We start from the raw sequence: 15380 nt of genomic DNA, 5'->3' as shown, positions 1-15380 counted from the left end.
GCCGAACGTCACAGTGTCATGACTACGCAAACCATCCTCACACGAAACGTTCCCGACCGCGCGGTCGTCTACACGTACTGGATCACCACCGCGCTGGTCGTCGTCGAACTGGCGGTCGGCGGCTATTGGGACGTCGCCCGGGTCCCGCAGGCCCGCGACGTGATCGTCCCGCTGGGGTATCCGACCTACTTCCTGGTCATCCTCGGCATTTGGAAGTTGCTCGGCGCGGTCGCACTGGTCGTCCCGCGGTTTGCCCTGGTCAAGGAATGGGGTTACGCCGGAGCGTTTTTCGTTTACACCGGCGCCATCGCCTCCCACCTGACGACGGGCATCAAGGTCGGCGAGGTCTACATACTCACCGTCTTCGCTCTGCTGACCGCGGCTTCTTGGATGACCCGCCCGGACGATCGCCGCACCCATTGACGTCGCACTGCTAGATTGGCCGCCTGATCCTCCCGAAATAACCGCGCGTGTGCTCTGGACCCTCTCCGAAAGCGAGTGCTCGATGCAGGTGGCGATCGCCCTGTTCACCCGTGACCTGCGGGTGCACGACAATCCGATGCTGGCGGCCGCCGCGAGTAGCGCCGTGGTGCCGCTGTTCGTGCTGGATCCGGGCATCATCGAACGAGTTCCGCTCGCGCCGAATCGGCTTCGCTTCCTGACGGCGGCGCTGGCCGATCTGGATGCCGAATTGCGTTCCCTCGGTGCGCCATTGGTGGTGCGGCGCGGGCCCGTCGCGGCCGAGGTCGCGCGGGTGATCGCCGAAACCGGTGCGAGCACCGTGCACATCGCCGCGGATGTCAGCGGCTACAGCCGGATTCGAGAACGCGAACTGCGCGCCCGGGCCCGTGAATTGGGCTGTGAGCTCGTCGTGCACCCGGCGTCGATCACCGTCGTCGACCCCGCGGAGCTGCGCCCGGCCACCGGACGCACCCATTTCGCCGTCTTCACACCGTATTTCCGCCGGTGGCTCGAGACGCCGCTGCGTCCGGAGGCCGCCCGCCCGCGCCGCCTCACCGGCCCGGTCATCGAGGGAACGCCGCTGCCCGCCTACGCCGACCTGTGTACCGAGCCGACCTCACCCGAGCTGTCCGTCGGCGGCGAGCGCACCGGCCGAAAACTGTTGCGCGAGTGGCTCTCCGGACCCGTGGCCAGTTACCACACCGACAGCGACAACCTGGCCGGCGCGACCTCCGGCCTCTCGCCCTACCTGCACTTCGGCTGCCTGTCACCGGGCGAGGTGGTGCGCCGTACCGACCTGGCCACCCCCGGCGGCGAAGCCTTCGCCCGCCAGCTGGCCTGGCGCGACTTCCACCACCAGATCCTGGCCGCTAAGCCCGAACTCGCCCACACCGACTTCCGCCCGCGCCCCACTCCGCCGCGCGCCGACCCGCACGCCTTCGCCGCCTGGCGCGACGGCCGCACCGGCTACCCGGTGATCGACGCGGCCATGCGGCAACTGCGGGCACAGGGGTGGATACCCGGGCGTGCCCGCCTGCTGGCCGCGAGTTTCCTCACCAAATCGCTGGGCGTGGACTGGCGGCTGGGCGCGGATCACTTCCTGACCTGGCTGGTCGACGGCGATATCGCGAACAATCAGATGAACTGGCAGTGGGCCGCCGGCACCGGCACCGATACCCGCCCCAATCGCGTCCTCAACCCGCTGCGCCAAGCCGAGCGCTTCGATCCGGACGGCGACTACGTCCGCCGCTGGATCCCCGAACTCGCCCACCTGCCCGGCGCCCGCATCCACAAACCCTGGCGCGCAACCCCTCCCGTCCCCGGCTACCCGCCCCCGCTGGTCGAGTTCAACGGCATGTGAAGACGGCATGTGAAGCGGACACCGAGTCGCGGTCTGGCAACAATTCAGCAATGCGCGTCTCGGGGTGGGTTACGGTGCGACGGTCGGTCATGGTCGGTCTCGGCACTGCGAACGGAGCGTCATGGGTCGGAATTCGGTCGCCAGCCAGTTGGTCGATGCTCTGGTCGCCGCCGGGGTGCAACGGGTATACGGACTGGTGGGAGACAGTCTGAATCCCTTCACCGACGCGCTGCGACGGACCGAGGGCATCGACTGGGTGCATTGTCACAACGAGGAGAGCGCGGCCTTCGCGGCAGGCGCGGAATCGCTGCTCACCGGACGGCTCGCGGTGTGCGCGGCCAGTTGCGGACCCGGCAATACCCATTTGATCCAGGGGCTGTACGACGCGCACCGCAATGGTGCCTCGGTGCTGGCTATCGCGTCGCATATTCCGAGCCGCGAGATCGGAACCGGCTTCTTCCAGGAAACCCACCCCGAGCGATTGTTCGTCGAGTGCAGCCACTTCTGCGAAATGATCAGCACCCCCGAGCAGATGCCGCGGCTGACCTACATCGCCATGCAGACCGCGCTGGGACGGCACGGCGTCTCGGTCCTGGTGCTACCCGGTGACGTGCTCAGCGCCGACGCCGAAAACCGCGGCTGGAGTGCGGATCTGGTGTCCGAACCCGCGACCCTGGTTCCGCCCGCCGACCAGGTGGACCGGCTCGCCGAGGCCATCAACGACGCCGACAGCGTCACCCTGTTCGCGGGCGCGGGCGTCCGCGGCGCACACGACAAGGTCATGGCCCTGGCCGACCGGCTGCACTCGCCCATCGGGCACGCGCTCGGCGGCAAGGAATGGATCCAGTTCGACAACCCGTACGACGTGGGCATGAGCGGTCTGCTCGGCTACGGCGCGGCCTACGAGGCCAGCCACGAGGCCGATCTGCTGGTCCTGCTCGGCACCGACTTCCCCTACGACACCTTCCTCCCGCAGGACGGCCGCATCGCGCAGATCGACCGCGACCCCTCGCACCTGGGCCGTCGCGCCGCCATCGATATCGCCGTCAACGGGGATGTCGCCGCGACCATCGACGCGGTACTGCCGCTGCTGCACCAGAAGCCGAGCCGCGCCTTCCTCGACGACATGCTGCGCCGCCACGCCTCCGCCCTCGAACATGTGGTCGACGCCTACACCCGCGACATCGAGCACCACACACCCATCCACCCCGAATACGTCGCCTCGCTCATCGACGAAATCGCCGACGACGACGCGGTTTTCACCGTCGACACCGGCATGTGCAATGTCTGGGCGGCCCGCTACATCAACCCCAACGGCCGCCGTCGCATCATCGGCTCCTGGCGGCACGGCACCATGGCCAACGCGCTCCCGCACGCCATCGGCGCGCAGACGGCTTTCCCCGGGCGGCAAGTCATCTCGATCTCCGGTGACGGCGGGCTGGCCATGCTCATGGGCGAGCTCCTCACCGTCTGGCGGCACCGCCTGCCGGTGAAGATCGTGGTGTTCAACAACTCCACCCTCGGCATGGTCAAGCTCGAGATGCTGGTCGACGGCCTGCCCGACTACGGCACCGACCAGGAACCGGTGAACTACGCCGATATCGCACAGGCCGTGGGCATTCCGTCGATCCGTGTCACCGATCCCACCGAGGTGCGCGCGGCCCTGACCAAGGCGTTCGAGGCCGCCGGGCCGATGCTGGTCGACGTGGTCACCGACCCCAACGCCTTGTCCCTGCCGCCCAAGATCGATGCTGCCCAGGTGAAGGGCTTCGCGCTGGCCGCGGGCAAAATCGTGCTCGCCGGTGGCGTCGGCCGCATGATCGACATGGCCCGCTCCAACCTGCGCAATATCCCGCGACCCTGACCCCGGCGGCAACCACTCGGCACCCTTCTGAGACAAATAATGCATGGCTATTCGTCCGATCCTGATCTGCGGTGACCCCCGACTGTCCACCCCGGCCGTGCCCGTCACCGAATTCGATGATGAGCTGGCCGCTTTCGTCGAGGACCTGTTCGAGACGAACACCGCCGCCCGGGGCGCGGGCCTGGCCGCCAACCAGATCGGTGATCCGCGTGCGGTTTTCATCTACGACCTCGTGAATGCCGATGGCCGCCAGCGCGGTTACGTCATCAACCCGGTGCTCGAGACCTCCGAGATCCCCGAAACCATGCCCGACCCGGACGACGACACCGAAGGCTGCCTGTCGGTGCCGGGGGAGTGGTTCCCGACCGGCCGCGCCGACTGGGCCAAGGTCACCGGCGTGGACATCCACAACCAGCCCGTCTCCGTCGAGGGCACCGGCTACCTGGCCCGCTGCCTGCAGCACGAGACCGACCACCTGCGCGGCCACCTCTACCTAGACCGCCTCATCGGCCGCAACCAGCGCGCGGCCAAGAAGATGATCAAGGCCAACGGCTGGACCGAACCGGGCCGCTCCTGGCTCCCGGGCCAGGACACGGACCCCTTCCACGGCTAGGAGTTTCGAGGCGAACCCGGCCGTCTCCGCCATCGGCGTTCAGCGCGTGAGGGATTCGGCCGCGGCCATTGCCGCGCCGGTCAGCTCCACCGAGCGCACCCGGTCGTCGATGTTCTGGGCGTGATGCGCCGTGATGAGTTCGTCGGCCTGGACGTCGGCGGCGAAATCCTCCAGGTACGCAACGACTTCGGCGGAGGTGCCGACCGCGGTGTAGGTGGTCATCCTGGCCAGGTGCCCACCCTGCGGTGAGGCCAGGAAGGCGTCGATCTCCTCATCGGAGATGTCCCGACCCGCCGCGCCTCGCTTGATGAATGCCCGTGTCCGCGCCCGATAGGCGACCGTCTTCTGTTCCTCGGCCGCCTCGTGGCTCTCGGCCGCGAACACATTCACGCCCGCGATCACATACGGTTCGGCCAACTGCTCCGACGGCCGGAATCCGTCCCGATAGGCGCGCACCGCCTGGTGCAGCGCATCGGGCGCGAAATGCGAGGCGAACGCGTACGGCAGGCCCAGGTGCGCGGCCAGCTGCGCGCCGAACAGCGACGACCCCAGAATGTAGAGCGGCACAACGCCTTCCGCGCGCGGCACGGCCTTGATGCCTGGAATCACCGAATTGCCGGTCAGGTAGCCCTGTAGCTCGAGCACGTCCTGCGGGAACGAATCCGACGACGACGGCGTGCGCCGCAAGGCCCGCATCGTCTCCTGATCACTGCCCGGCGCGCGACCCAGCCCCAGGTCGATGCGCCCCGGGAACAGCGATTCCAGCGTCCCGAACTGCTCGGCGATCACCAGCGGCGAGTGATTGGGCAGCATGATCCCGCCCGCCCCGAGCCGGATCGACTCGGTATTGGCCGCCACGTACCCGATCAGCACGCTGGTGGCACTGGACGCGATCCGGCTCATGTTGTGGTGCTCGGCGTACCAAACCCGCTCGTAGCCACTGCGTTCCGCCGCCCGGGCCAGCGCGACGCTGTTGTGGAAGCTGTCGCGCGCGGTCTGCCCGGGCGCGATGGCGGCGAGATCGAGAACGGACAGTGCGACGGGCATGCTGGCACCGGCTTTCGTGGATCGGCTGTCGTGGTCTGTGCGGGCGGGCGCTGTGGCACCCACCCCCAATGACAATTCGATTGGCATCGAACTTATGCCCGGACGGCCGAAACCGCCCGTCAGCGACCGGTCCGCTACCGGAAATCCTCCACATGCTCGGCTGCCCAGTCCCGGACATCGCGGGCCGGACGCCCGGTGAGGTCCGCGACCGTCGTCGTGATGAGATCCGAGCGCGGCCGGAATTCGGCCATCGACAGCAGCGTCTCGATCAATGGCCGGGGGAGTCCGGCGGTCGTCATCGACTCGCGTGCCACCTCCAGCGGCAGCGCCTCGAACCGCAGTGGACGACCCAGCGCCTCGGCGATCGCCTGCACCTGATCGTCTCTACTCAAGACGCGCGGCCCGGTCACGAGGTATTTGCGCCAGGTATGCGAGTGATCGGTCAACAGCCGAACCGCCACCGACGCGATATCTCCCTCGTGCACGACCGCCGTCGGCGCGACCTCGGTCCCGCGCACCACATCGCCCGCGCGAATCTGTCCCGCCCAGCCCAGCGCGTTCGACGCGATGGTGTCCGCCCGCAGCACCGTCCACGGCACCCCCGACGCCTCGAGCAAAGCCTCCATCTCGGCATGCCGCTCCGGTATCAGATCCGATTGCGGCCCTTCGTCGTTCACCGTCGTGGACGACAGATAGACAATGCGCTGCACATGAGTGCCCAATGCCTTCAGCGCCTCGGCCGCGCCCTCGTTGCCGTGGAAAGGCCACACCAGGAAGACAGCCTCGACCCCCTCCGCCGCGGCGGTCAGAGACTCCGGCTCGGCCAGATCCCCGCCGACGACCTCGACCCCCTCCGGAAATTCGGTGGCCCCCGGATCGCGAGCCAGCGCCCTCGTCGCGACCCCCTCCGCGGCCAGTTGAGCGACAACCTGCCGTCCGACGTTTCCCGTCGCACCCACCACAAGCACCCTGTTCACGTTTTTCGAAACCCGCCCCGAGCGGGCGGAATTTCCGGAACGTCCGGGATATATCGTGGTCCAGCTCACACCCGATCGCATCGTCCCAGGTCGCGAAGATCAGGTCAGGGAACCCTTACTGGATCGAGGAATGGAATTCCGTCACACTTGTGTTGTGAAAACCGTGGGTTTGCGGAATGCGCAACAGACCGGGCACCAGAATGCGGGTGCCCGGTCCGCTGCTGCCTCCGGAACGGCGGGTGAGGGACATACCCGGGAAGCCGTCATCAAACTCCTGCTGGAGGAGGGACCGATCACCGCGACCGCCATCGGCGAGCGGCTCGGCCTGAGCCCGGCCGGGGTGCGCCGGCACCTCGACGCGCTCATCGAATCCGGTGAGGCGCGGGCCACCCGATCCGCACCCTGGCAGCAGAAGGGCCGCGGGCGTCCCGCCAAGCAGTTCCAGCTGACGGCCACCGGCCGGGGCAAACTCGGCCACGCCTACGATGACCTCGCCGGTGCCGCGATGCGGCAGATCCGGGAGCTCGGCGGCGATGCGGCCATCACCGATTTCGCGCGCAAGCGCGTCCAGGCCATCGTGGCCGGGGTCGGTGAGCTCACCGGGCACACCCCGGCCGAGACCGAGGCCAAGGCCGAGGAGATCGCGGAAGCGTTCTCCGATGCCGGATTCGCGGCCTCGACCCGGAAAGTCGGTGCGGGCGTGCAGATCTGCCAGCATCACTGCCCGGTCTCGCATGTCGCCGAGGAATTCCCGGAGCTGTGCGCGGCCGAGCTCGAAGCCTTCCGAGAGATTCTCGGAACCCATGTGCAACGCCTGGCGACCATCGCCAACGGCGACTGCGCCTGCACCACCCACGTCCCGCTCGTGGCTGTGCCTACACACGGCTCGGCCGTGGGGCCCACACACGGCTCGGCCGCGGCCAAATCGAATATCGCTCAACAGAAGTCCGCACAACCCCTCGTTGCACAGCCCGCAACGACTTCTACACACGACTCCGGAAGGAGTGCCGAATGACGACGACCACCGACCAGGTGCAGCCGCTGACCCAGGAAGAGACCATCGCGTCCCTGGGTAAGTACGGGTACGGCTGGGCCGACAAGGATGTCGCCGGTGCCAGTGCCAAGCGCGGCCTGTCCGAGGAGGTCGTGCGCGACATCTCGGCCAAGAAGAGCGAGCCCGAATGGATGCTCGACTTCCGCCTCAAGGCGCTGCGCATCTTCGACAAGAAGCCCATGCCGAACTGGGGCTCCAACCTCGAGGGCATCGACTTCGACAACATCAAGTACTTCGTGCGCTCCTCGGAGAAGCAGGCCGCTTCCTGGGAGGACCTGCCCGAGGACATCAAGAACACCTACGACAAGCTGGGCATCCCGGAGGCGGAGAAGCAGCGCCTCGTCGCCGGTGTCGCCGCGCAGTACGAATCCGAGGTCGTCTACCACTCCATCCGCGAGGACCTGGAGAAGCAGGGCGTCATCTTCCTCGACACCGACACCGGTCTCAAGGAGCACCCCGAGCTGTTCCAGAAGTACTTCGGCTCGGTCATCCCCTCGGGTGACAACAAGTTCTCCGCGCTGAATTCGGCGGTGTGGTCGGGTGGTTCGTTCATCTACGTGCCGCCGGGCGTGCACGTGGACATCCCGCTGCAGGCGTACTTCCGCATCAACACCGAGAACATGGGTCAGTTCGAGCGGACGCTGATCATCGTCGACGAGGACGCCTACGTCCACTACGTCGAGGGTTGTACCGCGCCGATCTACTCCTCGGATTCGCTGCACTCCGCGGTGGTCGAGATCATCGTGAAGAAGGGCGGCCGCTGCCGCTACACCACGATCCAGAACTGGTCGAACAACGTCTACAACCTGGTGACCAAGCGCGCCAAGGCCGAGGCGGGGGCGACCATGGAATGGGTCGACGGCAATATCGGCTCCAAGGTCACCATGAAGTACCCGGCCGTGTGGATGACCGGTGAGTACGCCAAGGGCGAGGTGCTCTCCATCGCGTTCGCCGGTGAAGGCCAGCACCAGGACACCGGCGCGAAGATGCTGCACCTGGCGCCGCACACCTCCTCGAACATCATCTCCAAGTCGGTGGCGCGCGGCGGTGGCCGTGCCTCCTACCGCGGTCTGGTGCAGGTCAACAAGGGCGCCTACGGCTCCAAGTCGACCGTGAAGTGTGATGCGCTGCTTGTCGATACGATCAGCCGCTCCGACACCTACCCCTACGTCGACATCCGCGAGGACGACGTGACCATGGGCCACGAGGCGACCGTCTCCAAGGTGTCCGAGGACCAGCTGTTCTACCTGATGAGCCGCGGTCTCACCGAGGACGAGGCCATGGCGATGGTGGTGCGCGGCTTCGTGGAGCCGATCGCCAAGGAGCTCCCGATGGAGTACGCCCTGGAGCTGAACCGCCTGATCGAACTGCAGATGGAAGGAGCCGTCGGCTGATGGCCGTCGAGAACGTTGCCGAGGCCGCTGAGGCTCGTACCCCGGCGTTGAACAAGGGCGAGGTTTTCGCCTCGTTCGATGTCAACGCCTTCGAGATCCCCTCGGGTCGTGACGAGGCGTGGCGCTTCACCCCGATGCGTCGCCTGAACGGCCTGCACGACGGCACCGCCGTGCGGGACGGACAGGCCACCGTCGAGGTGTCCGCGCCCGCCGGCGTCACCGCCGAGACCGTGGACCGCACCGACGCCCGCTTGGGCCAGGGCGGCACCCCGACCGATCGTGTTGCCGCGCAGGCGTACTCCGGTTTCGAGCAGGCGACCGTCGTGTCGGTCGGCGCGGAAACCGAAGTGGCCGAGCCGGTTACGGTCACCATCACCGGTCCGGGCGAGGGCAGTACCGCCTACGGGCACCTGCAGATCCGCCTGGGCAATTTCGCCCGCGCCACCCTGGTCATCGACCAGAAGGGCAGCGGAACCTACGCCGAGAACGTGGAATTCATCCTCGGTGACAGCTCCGCGCTGAACGTGATCGTGGTGCAGGACTGGGCCGATGACGCCGTGCACGTCACCGCGCATCACGCCAAGCTGGGCCGCGACGCCACCCTGCGCCACACCAATGTCACCCTCGGCGGCGATGTGGTGCGCCTGACCGGCAATGTCCGCTACGCGGGTCCCGGCGGCGACGCCGAGCTGCTGGGCGTGTACTTCGCCGACGACGGCCAGTTCTTCGAGCAGCGTCTGCTGGTCGATCACTCGCAGCCCAACTGCAAGTCGAACGTGCAGTACAAGGGTGCGCTGCAGGGTGATCCGACCTCGAACAAGCCGGACGCGCACACCGTGTGGGTCGGCGACGTCCTCATCCGCGCCGCGGCCGAGGGCACCGACACCTACGAGGTGAACCGCAACCTGGTTCTCACCGACGGCGCGCGCGCCGACTCGGTGCCGAACCTGGAGATCGAGACCGGCGAGATCGTGGGCGCCGGGCATGCCGCCGCCACCGGTCGTTTCGATGACGAGCAGCTGTTCTACCTGCGTTCGCGCGGCATCCCGGAGGAGGTCGCCCGCCGTCTGGTGGTGCGCGGCTTCTTCTTCGAGATCCTGCAGAAGATCACCGTCCCCGAGGTCCGGGAGCGGCTCGAGGCGGCCATCGAGGCCGAGCTCGCCGCTGTCGGAGTCTGACACCCGAACTTTCCCATCCCGCAAAGGAATCCGAAATCCGATGACCACCCTGGAAATCAAGGACCTGCACGTCGAGGTCGCCAACCCGGACGAGACCGGCGAGCCCATCAAGATCCTCAAGGGCGTGAACCTGACCATCAAGTCGGGCGAGACCCACGCGATCATGGGCCCCAACGGCTCCGGCAAGTCGACCCTGTCCTACGCCATCGCCGGCCACCCCAAGTACACCGTCACCAGCGGTTCGATCACCCTCGACGGTGAGGACGTGCTGGAGATGTCGGTCGACGAGCGCGCGCGTGCGGGCCTGTTCCTGGCCATGCAGTACCCGGTCGAGGTTCCGGGCGTCTCGGTTTCCAACTTCCTGCGTACCGCCGCCACCGCCATCCGCGGCGAGGCCCCCAAGCTGCGTACCTGGGTCAAGGAAGTCAAGGAGTCGATGGGCGAGCTGGAGATCGATCCGGCCTTCGGCGACCGCTCGGTCAACGAGGGTTTCTCCGGCGGTGAGAAGAAGCGCCAGGAGATCCTGCAGCTGAGCCTGCTCAAGCCCAAGATCGCCATCCTCGACGAGACCGACTCCGGCCTCGACGTGGACGCGCTGCGGATTGTTTCCGAGGGTGTCAATCGTTACAAGGAGCGGGAGAACGGCGGCATCCTGCTGATCACCCACTACACCCGCATTCTGCGCTACATCCAGCCGGACTTCGTTCACGTGTTCGTGGGCGGCAAGATCGTGGCCGAGGGCGGCCCCGAGCTGGCCGAGGAACTCGACGCGAATGGCTACGTGCGCTTCACCTCAGCAGCTGTAGGAGCCTAAATGACAAGCACCGTGGGGACTCTCGACGTCGCTCGGATCCGGGCCGACTTCCCGATCCTGAGCCGGACCGTGCGCGACGGAAAACCGTTGGCGTACTTGGATTCCGGTGCGACGTCGCAACGTCCTCTCCAGGTGCTCGACGCCGAGCGGAACTTCCTGCTCGAGCACAACGCGGCCGTGCATCGCAGCGCGCACCAGCTCGCCGAGGAGGCCAATGAGGCCTACGAGGCGGCGCGCGCGGCGATCGCGGCGTTCGTCGGCGTCGGCGCGGACGAGATCGTGTACACCAAGAACGCGACCGAGTCGCTGAACCTGGTGGCCTACGCCTTCTCCGACGACCGATTCCCGCATCGCGTCGGGCCCGGGGACGAGATCGTCATCACCGAGCTCGAGCATCACGCGAATCTCGTTCCGTGGCAGGAGCTCGCGCGCCGCACCGGCGCGCGCCTGAAGTGGTACGGGATCACCGACGACGGGCGCATCGACCTCGATTCGCTCGAATTGTCCTCGGCCACCAAGGTCGTCGCCTTCACCCACCAGTCGAACGTGACCGGCGCGGTCGCGGACGTCGCCGAATTGGTGCGCCGTGCAAAGGAAGTCGGCGCGCTCGTGGTGCTGGACGCCTGCCAGTCGGTGCCGCACATGCCGGTCGACTTCAAGGAGCTGGGCGTCGACTTCGCCGCCTTCTCCGGGCACAAGATGCTGGGCCCCTCGGGCATCGGCGTCCTGTACGGTCGGCGCGCGCTGCTCGAGGAGACCCCGCCGTTCATCACCGGCGGCTCCATGATCGAGACCGTGTACATGGATCACTCGACCTTCGCCCCGCCGCCGCAGCGGTTCGAGGCGGGCTCGATGATGATCTCGCAGGCCATCGGCCTGGGTGCCGCGGTCGCGTATCTGAGTAGCATCGGTATGGAAGCCGTTGCGGCGCACGAGCACACGCTCGTCTCCGCGGCCCTGGAGGGTCTCGGCGCGATCGAGGGCGTGCGCATCATCGGCCCGACCGAGAACGTGAATCGCGGTGGCGCGGTGTCGTTCGTGGTGGACGGCATTCACGCCCACGACGTCGGCCAGATCCTCGACGATCAGGGCGTCGCCATCCGCGTCGGCCACCACTGCGCGTGGCCGCTGCACCGGTACTTCGGTGTCGCCGCGACCGCTCGCGCCTCCTTCGCGGTGTACAACACCGTCGCCGAGGTCGATCAGCTGGTCGCCGCGGTGCGGAAGGCCCAGAGCTTCTTCGGAGTTGCATAGATCATGCGCATGGAGCAGATGTACCAGGAAGTCATCCTGGACCACTACAAGCACCCGCATCACCGAGGGCTGCGCGAGCCCTTCGGCGCGGAGGTGCACCACGTCAACCCGACCTGCGGTGACGAGGTGACCTTGCGCGTGAACATCGACGACAAGGGCGATGTCACCGACGTGTCCTACGACGGGCAGGGCTGCTCGATCAGCCAGGCCTCCACCTCGGTGCTCACCGACCAGGTCATCGGCCTGCCGGTGCAGCAGGCGCTGAAGGTGGTCGAGGCGTTCGACGAGATGATCACCTCGCGCGGCACCCTCGAGGGTGACGAGGACGTGATCGGCGACGGCATCGCCTTCGCCGGCGTCTCGAAGTATCCTGCCCGCGTGAAATGCGCCCTGCTGGGCTGGATGGCGTTCAAGGACGCCGTAGTACGAATCGCCTCCGCGGAGGAAGTCAAGAAGACCATGGGCAACGGGGAGTAGAGATGAGCGAAACCGAGCAGCAGGCCGTCGAAGCGGCCCCCGTCGAACTGACGCCCGAGGAGATCCAGCACCTCGACGACATGGAAGAGGCGATGCGCGACGTCGTCGACCCCGAACTCGGCATCAACGTCGTCGACCTGGGCCTCGTCTACGGCATGACCTTCGAGGACGGCATCGCCAAACTCGACATGACGCTGACCTCCCCGGCCTGCCCGCTGACCGACGTCATCGAGGACCAGTCCCGCAACGCCCTGGTGCGCTCCGGGCTGGCCGAGGACCTCCAGATCAACTGGGTCTGGATGCCGCCGTGGGGTCCCGACAAGATCACCGACGACGGCCGCGAACAGCTTCGCGCCCTCGGCTTCACCGTCTAGGCCGGTACCGCAATACCTTTGGTGGGGACCGATCCGACATGGATCGGTCCCCACCGCTGTCATATGCGATGCGGAACCCGGATGCTGTCGAGATGTTTTGGGTGAAACACTGTTTCGGGCACGACAGCTGTGGAGGAAACCTTGTCTTACGGGATCATGCCGTACGCCGTTGACCTGGAGGGGATTCGCCTCTTCGGCTCATACGGGCAGGAGTTCGTGGACGAGACGCTCGCGCGGGTGCACCCGCATATGCTGTCTCGGCTGGAAGGCCCGGCCCTCGGCGATGATGCCGAGCCGCAGGACCTGATTCGGCACCTGCTGCGGGGCGAGCCGATGATCCCGGGCATCGGGCAGTTGTACGGCTATGCGCTCGAGGCGGTATGCGATGTCCACGGACGATCGCTGAGCAATGTCGGCTGGTCCGGTATGCGATTCGGGTATTTCGAGGTGGTGGGGGCGGCATTGGCCGCGATCGGGGTCGACTTCGATCCCTCCTCGCTGGTCTTCGGCGGGGTACCGGCCCAGCTGCCGGAGATCGACGGCTTCCCGAGCATCGGATCCCTCGATATCGACGAGATCGAGTCTCTCGCAGCCACGTTCGCCGCCGCGAACCCGGACCTGCTGACCGACGCCGGTATTCGCGAGTCGGTCGGCCAGATCGAAGGATGGCTGCGCCACTGCCGTCGGCAGGGCAACGGCCTGGTCTGCTTCTACTACTGATCGACCGGCGTCCATTCCAGCCGTGCCAGGCGATCCTGCCTGCCGATCACGTAGTCCCACATCAGAGCGGCGACCAGCCGCGGGTCCGCGACGGTGGTTTCGACCTGAGTCCCGTCATGGTCCACGCATTCGAGGCTGTAGCGCTGAGGTGCGATGCGGTAGGTCTGGGCGAAGAAGGCATCGTCGCCCTCTCGCCAGAGAATGAGGAACGGCGTACCCGCGATCAGATGCAACCGAGGTATCCAGGACCGCAACTGGGTCGGCGACACCGAATGGTGGGTGATCTGCCCGCCGATATCCACGCTCACATCATCACGCGGCGCGTCATCGGTCGCCGTGCCCCCGTGCGCGTCGTGCACCGCGAACATGGTGCCGCCCACCAGTTCCCGGATCCACCGCTCCGCCCTCGGCCCGGCATGGTCCGGCACTCGGACCCGCACCCCATCACCCACCACCTCGACCGACATCCTGGCCGCCCACACCGGAATCTCATCGTTCCACCGGTTCAAACCCTCGACGATCGGTCCAAGACTCCGCGGCATCGAAACCCCGTCCCGACTCGCCAGGTACTCGGCCGCGGCACTCGACTCCGCGATGGAGGCAATCGGCAGAACAATGAATTCGCAACTCACCACCTCAACCTACGTGCCGAATCCCCGACCCACCGACCCGATCTCGCTGCCGACTATCGGGATTCACCTCACCCGGCGAGAGTCGTATCGATGGGGTAGCGGGCGTCGAGGCCGGTGCGGTCCTTGTAGAAGAAGTTGAGGACGAGGTCGTCTGCTACTCGGAATAGTTCGTCGCGGCCTTCGAGTGGGGCGACCCAGTCCATGGGGAGGGCTTGGAGGCCGTGGATGGCGCCGATGAGGTTGCCTGCTACCGCGCCGGTGGAGTCGGAGTCGCCGGAGTGGTTGACGGCCAAAAGGAGTCCGGAGCGGATGTCGCCGGTGCGGTAGGTGTGGAGGGCACAGTAGACGGCGATGGCGAGGCATTCCTCGGCGCACCAGCCCGCGCCGATCATCTCCAGGCGTTCCGGGGTGGGGTCGCCGAGGTGCGCGACGGCCAGGGCAGCGGAGAGGGCGGAGATCGTTTCGGCTGCCGACGGCATCGCGGTGAGGCGATCGATGGTGTCGCGCACCGCGATCGGCAATTCGGCACCGGCGAGCACACTGTCGATGATCACCGCGAACGCACCGGCCGAGAGGTAGCCGGTCGGATGGCCGTGGGTGAGCTGGGCGCATCGCATCGCGGCGTGGAAGGCCCGGTCCGCCCCGAATCCGGCCAGCCCGAACGGCGCCGACCGCATCACGGTCCCGCACCCCTTCGAATTCGGATTCACCGGCCCGGGCCTCCCGAATTCCGCTGCGGGCAGATACTTCTCGGCCTGCCGCCGCATCCCGGTCAAACACGCATTCCCGGGAGCCCGCGTCGCATACAGAAACCGCTGCCCCGCCAGCCACCCATCCGGCTCCGCCGCCGGCCTCTCCTGCTGCTGAGTATCCCGCCACCGCAAATAGGCCCGCCGCAAACTCTGCGCCGGATCCACATCCCGCGGACACCGCAACAACCCCTCCGCGGTAAACAACGTCATCTGCGTGTCATCGGTAATCTGCTGCGGCGCACCCGCTCTCGGACCCGGCAGATACCCCGTAACCCCCGCCGCCCCATACCGCTTCCGAATCTGCTCCAACGACAAAAACTCAATGGGCCACCCGAGCGCATCCCCGACCGCCCCACCCAGCATCGCCCCCCGAACCCGATCGAACAGCCGCTCATGCTCCTCCACGCC

General features: G+C 67.0%; 16 protein-coding genes. 12 read left to right on the top strand and 4 right to left on the bottom strand.

All coding sequences use genetic code 11. From position 1 onward, the window contains the following. Positions 1–18 precede the first annotated feature (18 nt). The 4 genes from ON43_RS18920 (at position 19) to ON43_RS18905 (ending at position 4299) form a co-directional block, all read left to right on the top strand. The gene (locus tag ON43_RS18920; protein ID WP_051178681.1) at positions 19–423 is read left to right on the top strand and encodes a DoxX family protein; all 405 of its coding nucleotides are present in this window, start codon (positions 19–21) and stop codon (positions 421–423) included. An 82-nt stretch (positions 424–505) separates the two neighbouring features. Then, on the top strand, positions 506–1822 hold the full coding sequence (locus ON43_RS18915; protein WP_040809292.1) for a cryptochrome/photolyase family protein: 1317 nt from the start codon (positions 506–508) through the stop codon (positions 1820–1822). 121 nt (positions 1823–1943) lie between these two features. Then, positions 1944–3686, top strand: a complete 1743-nt coding sequence (locus ON43_RS18910) for a pyruvate dehydrogenase (protein ID WP_040809290.1) — start codon at positions 1944–1946, stop codon at positions 3684–3686. A 43-nt stretch (positions 3687–3729) separates the two neighbouring features. After that, the gene (locus tag ON43_RS18905) at positions 3730–4299 is read left to right on the top strand and encodes a peptide deformylase (RefSeq protein ID WP_040809288.1); all 570 of its coding nucleotides are present in this window, start codon (positions 3730–3732) and stop codon (positions 4297–4299) included. A gap of 39 nt (positions 4300–4338) precedes the next feature. Here ON43_RS18905 and ON43_RS18900 read toward each other — a convergent pair whose 3' ends face one another. Beyond that, positions 4339–5346, bottom strand: a complete 1008-nt coding sequence (locus ON43_RS18900) for an LLM class flavin-dependent oxidoreductase (RefSeq protein WP_040809366.1) — start codon at positions 5344–5346, stop codon at positions 4339–4341. Between the two features lie 134 nt (positions 5347–5480). After that, the gene (locus ON43_RS18895) at positions 5481–6404 is read right to left on the bottom strand and encodes an NAD(P)H-binding protein (RefSeq protein WP_083913527.1); all 924 of its coding nucleotides are present in this window, start codon (positions 6402–6404) and stop codon (positions 5481–5483) included. Between the two features lie 49 nt (positions 6405–6453). On the opposite strand from ON43_RS18895, the gene ON43_RS18890 reads away from it, so the two are divergent. From ON43_RS18890 to ON43_RS42610, 8 genes are all read left to right on the top strand, one after another. Beyond that, entirely contained in the window at positions 6454–7338 is an 885-nt protein-coding gene (locus ON43_RS18890; RefSeq protein WP_051178679.1) for a helix-turn-helix transcriptional regulator, read from the top strand. Then, complete coding sequence (gene sufB, locus ON43_RS18885; RefSeq protein ID WP_040809284.1) at positions 7335–8771, top strand: Fe-S cluster assembly protein SufB; 1437 nt, start codon at positions 7335–7337, stop codon at positions 8769–8771. The genes ON43_RS18890 and sufB overlap by 4 nt, the downstream gene beginning before the upstream one ends. Further along, positions 8771–9949 (top strand): Fe-S cluster assembly protein SufD, encoded by a 1179-nt coding sequence (gene sufD, locus ON43_RS18880; RefSeq protein WP_040809282.1) that lies wholly within the window; start codon positions 8771–8773, stop codon positions 9947–9949. The genes sufB and sufD overlap by 1 nt, the downstream gene beginning before the upstream one ends. A 40-nt stretch (positions 9950–9989) precedes the next feature. Next, positions 9990–10763: a Fe-S cluster assembly ATPase SufC gene (sufC, locus tag ON43_RS18875; RefSeq protein WP_040809280.1), complete on the top strand. Its 774-nt coding sequence runs from the start codon at positions 9990–9992 to the stop codon at positions 10761–10763. Continuing rightward, on the top strand, positions 10764–12017 hold the full coding sequence (locus tag ON43_RS18870) for a cysteine desulfurase (RefSeq protein ID WP_040809278.1): 1254 nt from the start codon (positions 10764–10766) through the stop codon (positions 12015–12017). Positions 12018–12020: 3 nt separating this feature from the next. Beyond that, positions 12021–12494, top strand: coding sequence for a Fe-S cluster assembly sulfur transfer protein SufU (sufU, locus tag ON43_RS18865; RefSeq protein WP_040809276.1), 474 nt, complete (start codon positions 12021–12023; stop codon positions 12492–12494). Between the two features lie 2 nt (positions 12495–12496). Then, positions 12497–12868, top strand: a complete 372-nt coding sequence (locus ON43_RS18860; protein WP_040809274.1) for a metal-sulfur cluster assembly factor — start codon at positions 12497–12499, stop codon at positions 12866–12868. A gap of 156 nt (positions 12869–13024) precedes the next feature. Beyond that, positions 13025–13588 (top strand): DUF7691 family protein, encoded by a 564-nt coding sequence (locus tag ON43_RS42610; protein ID WP_157514107.1) that lies wholly within the window; start codon positions 13025–13027, stop codon positions 13586–13588. Here ON43_RS42610 and ON43_RS18850 read toward each other — a convergent pair. Both ON43_RS18850 and ON43_RS18845 read right to left on the bottom strand, forming a co-directional pair. Then, positions 13582–14220 (bottom strand): hypothetical protein, encoded by a 639-nt coding sequence (locus tag ON43_RS18850; protein WP_157514106.1) that lies wholly within the window; start codon positions 14218–14220, stop codon positions 13582–13584. The two genes, ON43_RS42610 and ON43_RS18850, sit on opposite strands and share 7 nt — an antisense overlap. Positions 14221–14288: 68 nt before the next feature. Further along, complete coding sequence (locus ON43_RS18845; RefSeq protein ID WP_040809360.1) at positions 14289–15377, bottom strand: ADP-ribosylglycohydrolase family protein; 1089 nt, start codon at positions 15375–15377, stop codon at positions 14289–14291. Positions 15378–15380: the final 3 nt, after the last annotated feature.

Source organism: Nocardia concava NBRC 100430 (genome assembly GCF_000308815.1).
GTDB lineage: Bacteria > Actinomycetota > Actinomycetes > Mycobacteriales > Mycobacteriaceae > Nocardia > Nocardia concava.
The sequence above is the reverse complement of the archived record's forward strand: the minus strand, read 5'-3'. Positions and strand labels throughout refer to the sequence as shown.

Bases quoted from the DNA above. Each gene is read 5' to 3' on its own strand.
- ON43_RS18915 (WP_040809292.1), top strand. From the start codon at position 506: ATGCAGGTGGCGATCGCCCTGTTCACCCGTGACCTGCGGGTGCACGAC.
- sufB (WP_040809284.1), top strand. From the start codon at position 7,335: ATGACGACGACCACCGACCAGGTGCAGCCGCTGACCCAGGAAGAGACC.
- ON43_RS18890 (WP_051178679.1), top strand. From the start codon at position 6,454: ATGGAATTCCGTCACACTTGTGTTGTGAAAACCGTGGGTTTGCGGAAT.
- ON43_RS18905 (WP_040809288.1), top strand. From the start codon at position 3,730: ATGGCTATTCGTCCGATCCTGATCTGCGGTGACCCCCGACTGTCCACC.
- ON43_RS18860 (WP_040809274.1), top strand. From the start codon at position 12,497: ATGAGCGAAACCGAGCAGCAGGCCGTCGAAGCGGCCCCCGTCGAACTG.
- ON43_RS18895 (WP_083913527.1), bottom strand. From the start codon at position 6,404: ATGCGATCGGGTGTGAGCTGGACCACGATATATCCCGGACGTTCCGGA.
- sufC (WP_040809280.1), top strand. From the start codon at position 9,990: ATGACCACCCTGGAAATCAAGGACCTGCACGTCGAGGTCGCCAACCCG.
- ON43_RS18900 (WP_040809366.1), bottom strand. From the start codon at position 5,346: ATGCCCGTCGCACTGTCCGTTCTCGATCTCGCCGCCATCGCGCCCGGG.
- ON43_RS18870 (WP_040809278.1), top strand. From the start codon at position 10,764: ATGACAAGCACCGTGGGGACTCTCGACGTCGCTCGGATCCGGGCCGAC.
- ON43_RS18920 (WP_051178681.1), top strand. From the start codon at position 19: ATGACTACGCAAACCATCCTCACACGAAACGTTCCCGACCGCGCGGTC.
- ON43_RS42610 (WP_157514107.1), top strand. From the start codon at position 13,025: ATGCCGTACGCCGTTGACCTGGAGGGGATTCGCCTCTTCGGCTCATAC.
- sufD (WP_040809282.1), top strand. From the start codon at position 8,771: ATGGCCGTCGAGAACGTTGCCGAGGCCGCTGAGGCTCGTACCCCGGCG.
- ON43_RS18910 (WP_040809290.1), top strand. From the start codon at position 1,944: ATGGGTCGGAATTCGGTCGCCAGCCAGTTGGTCGATGCTCTGGTCGCC.
- sufU (WP_040809276.1), top strand. From the start codon at position 12,021: ATGCGCATGGAGCAGATGTACCAGGAAGTCATCCTGGACCACTACAAG.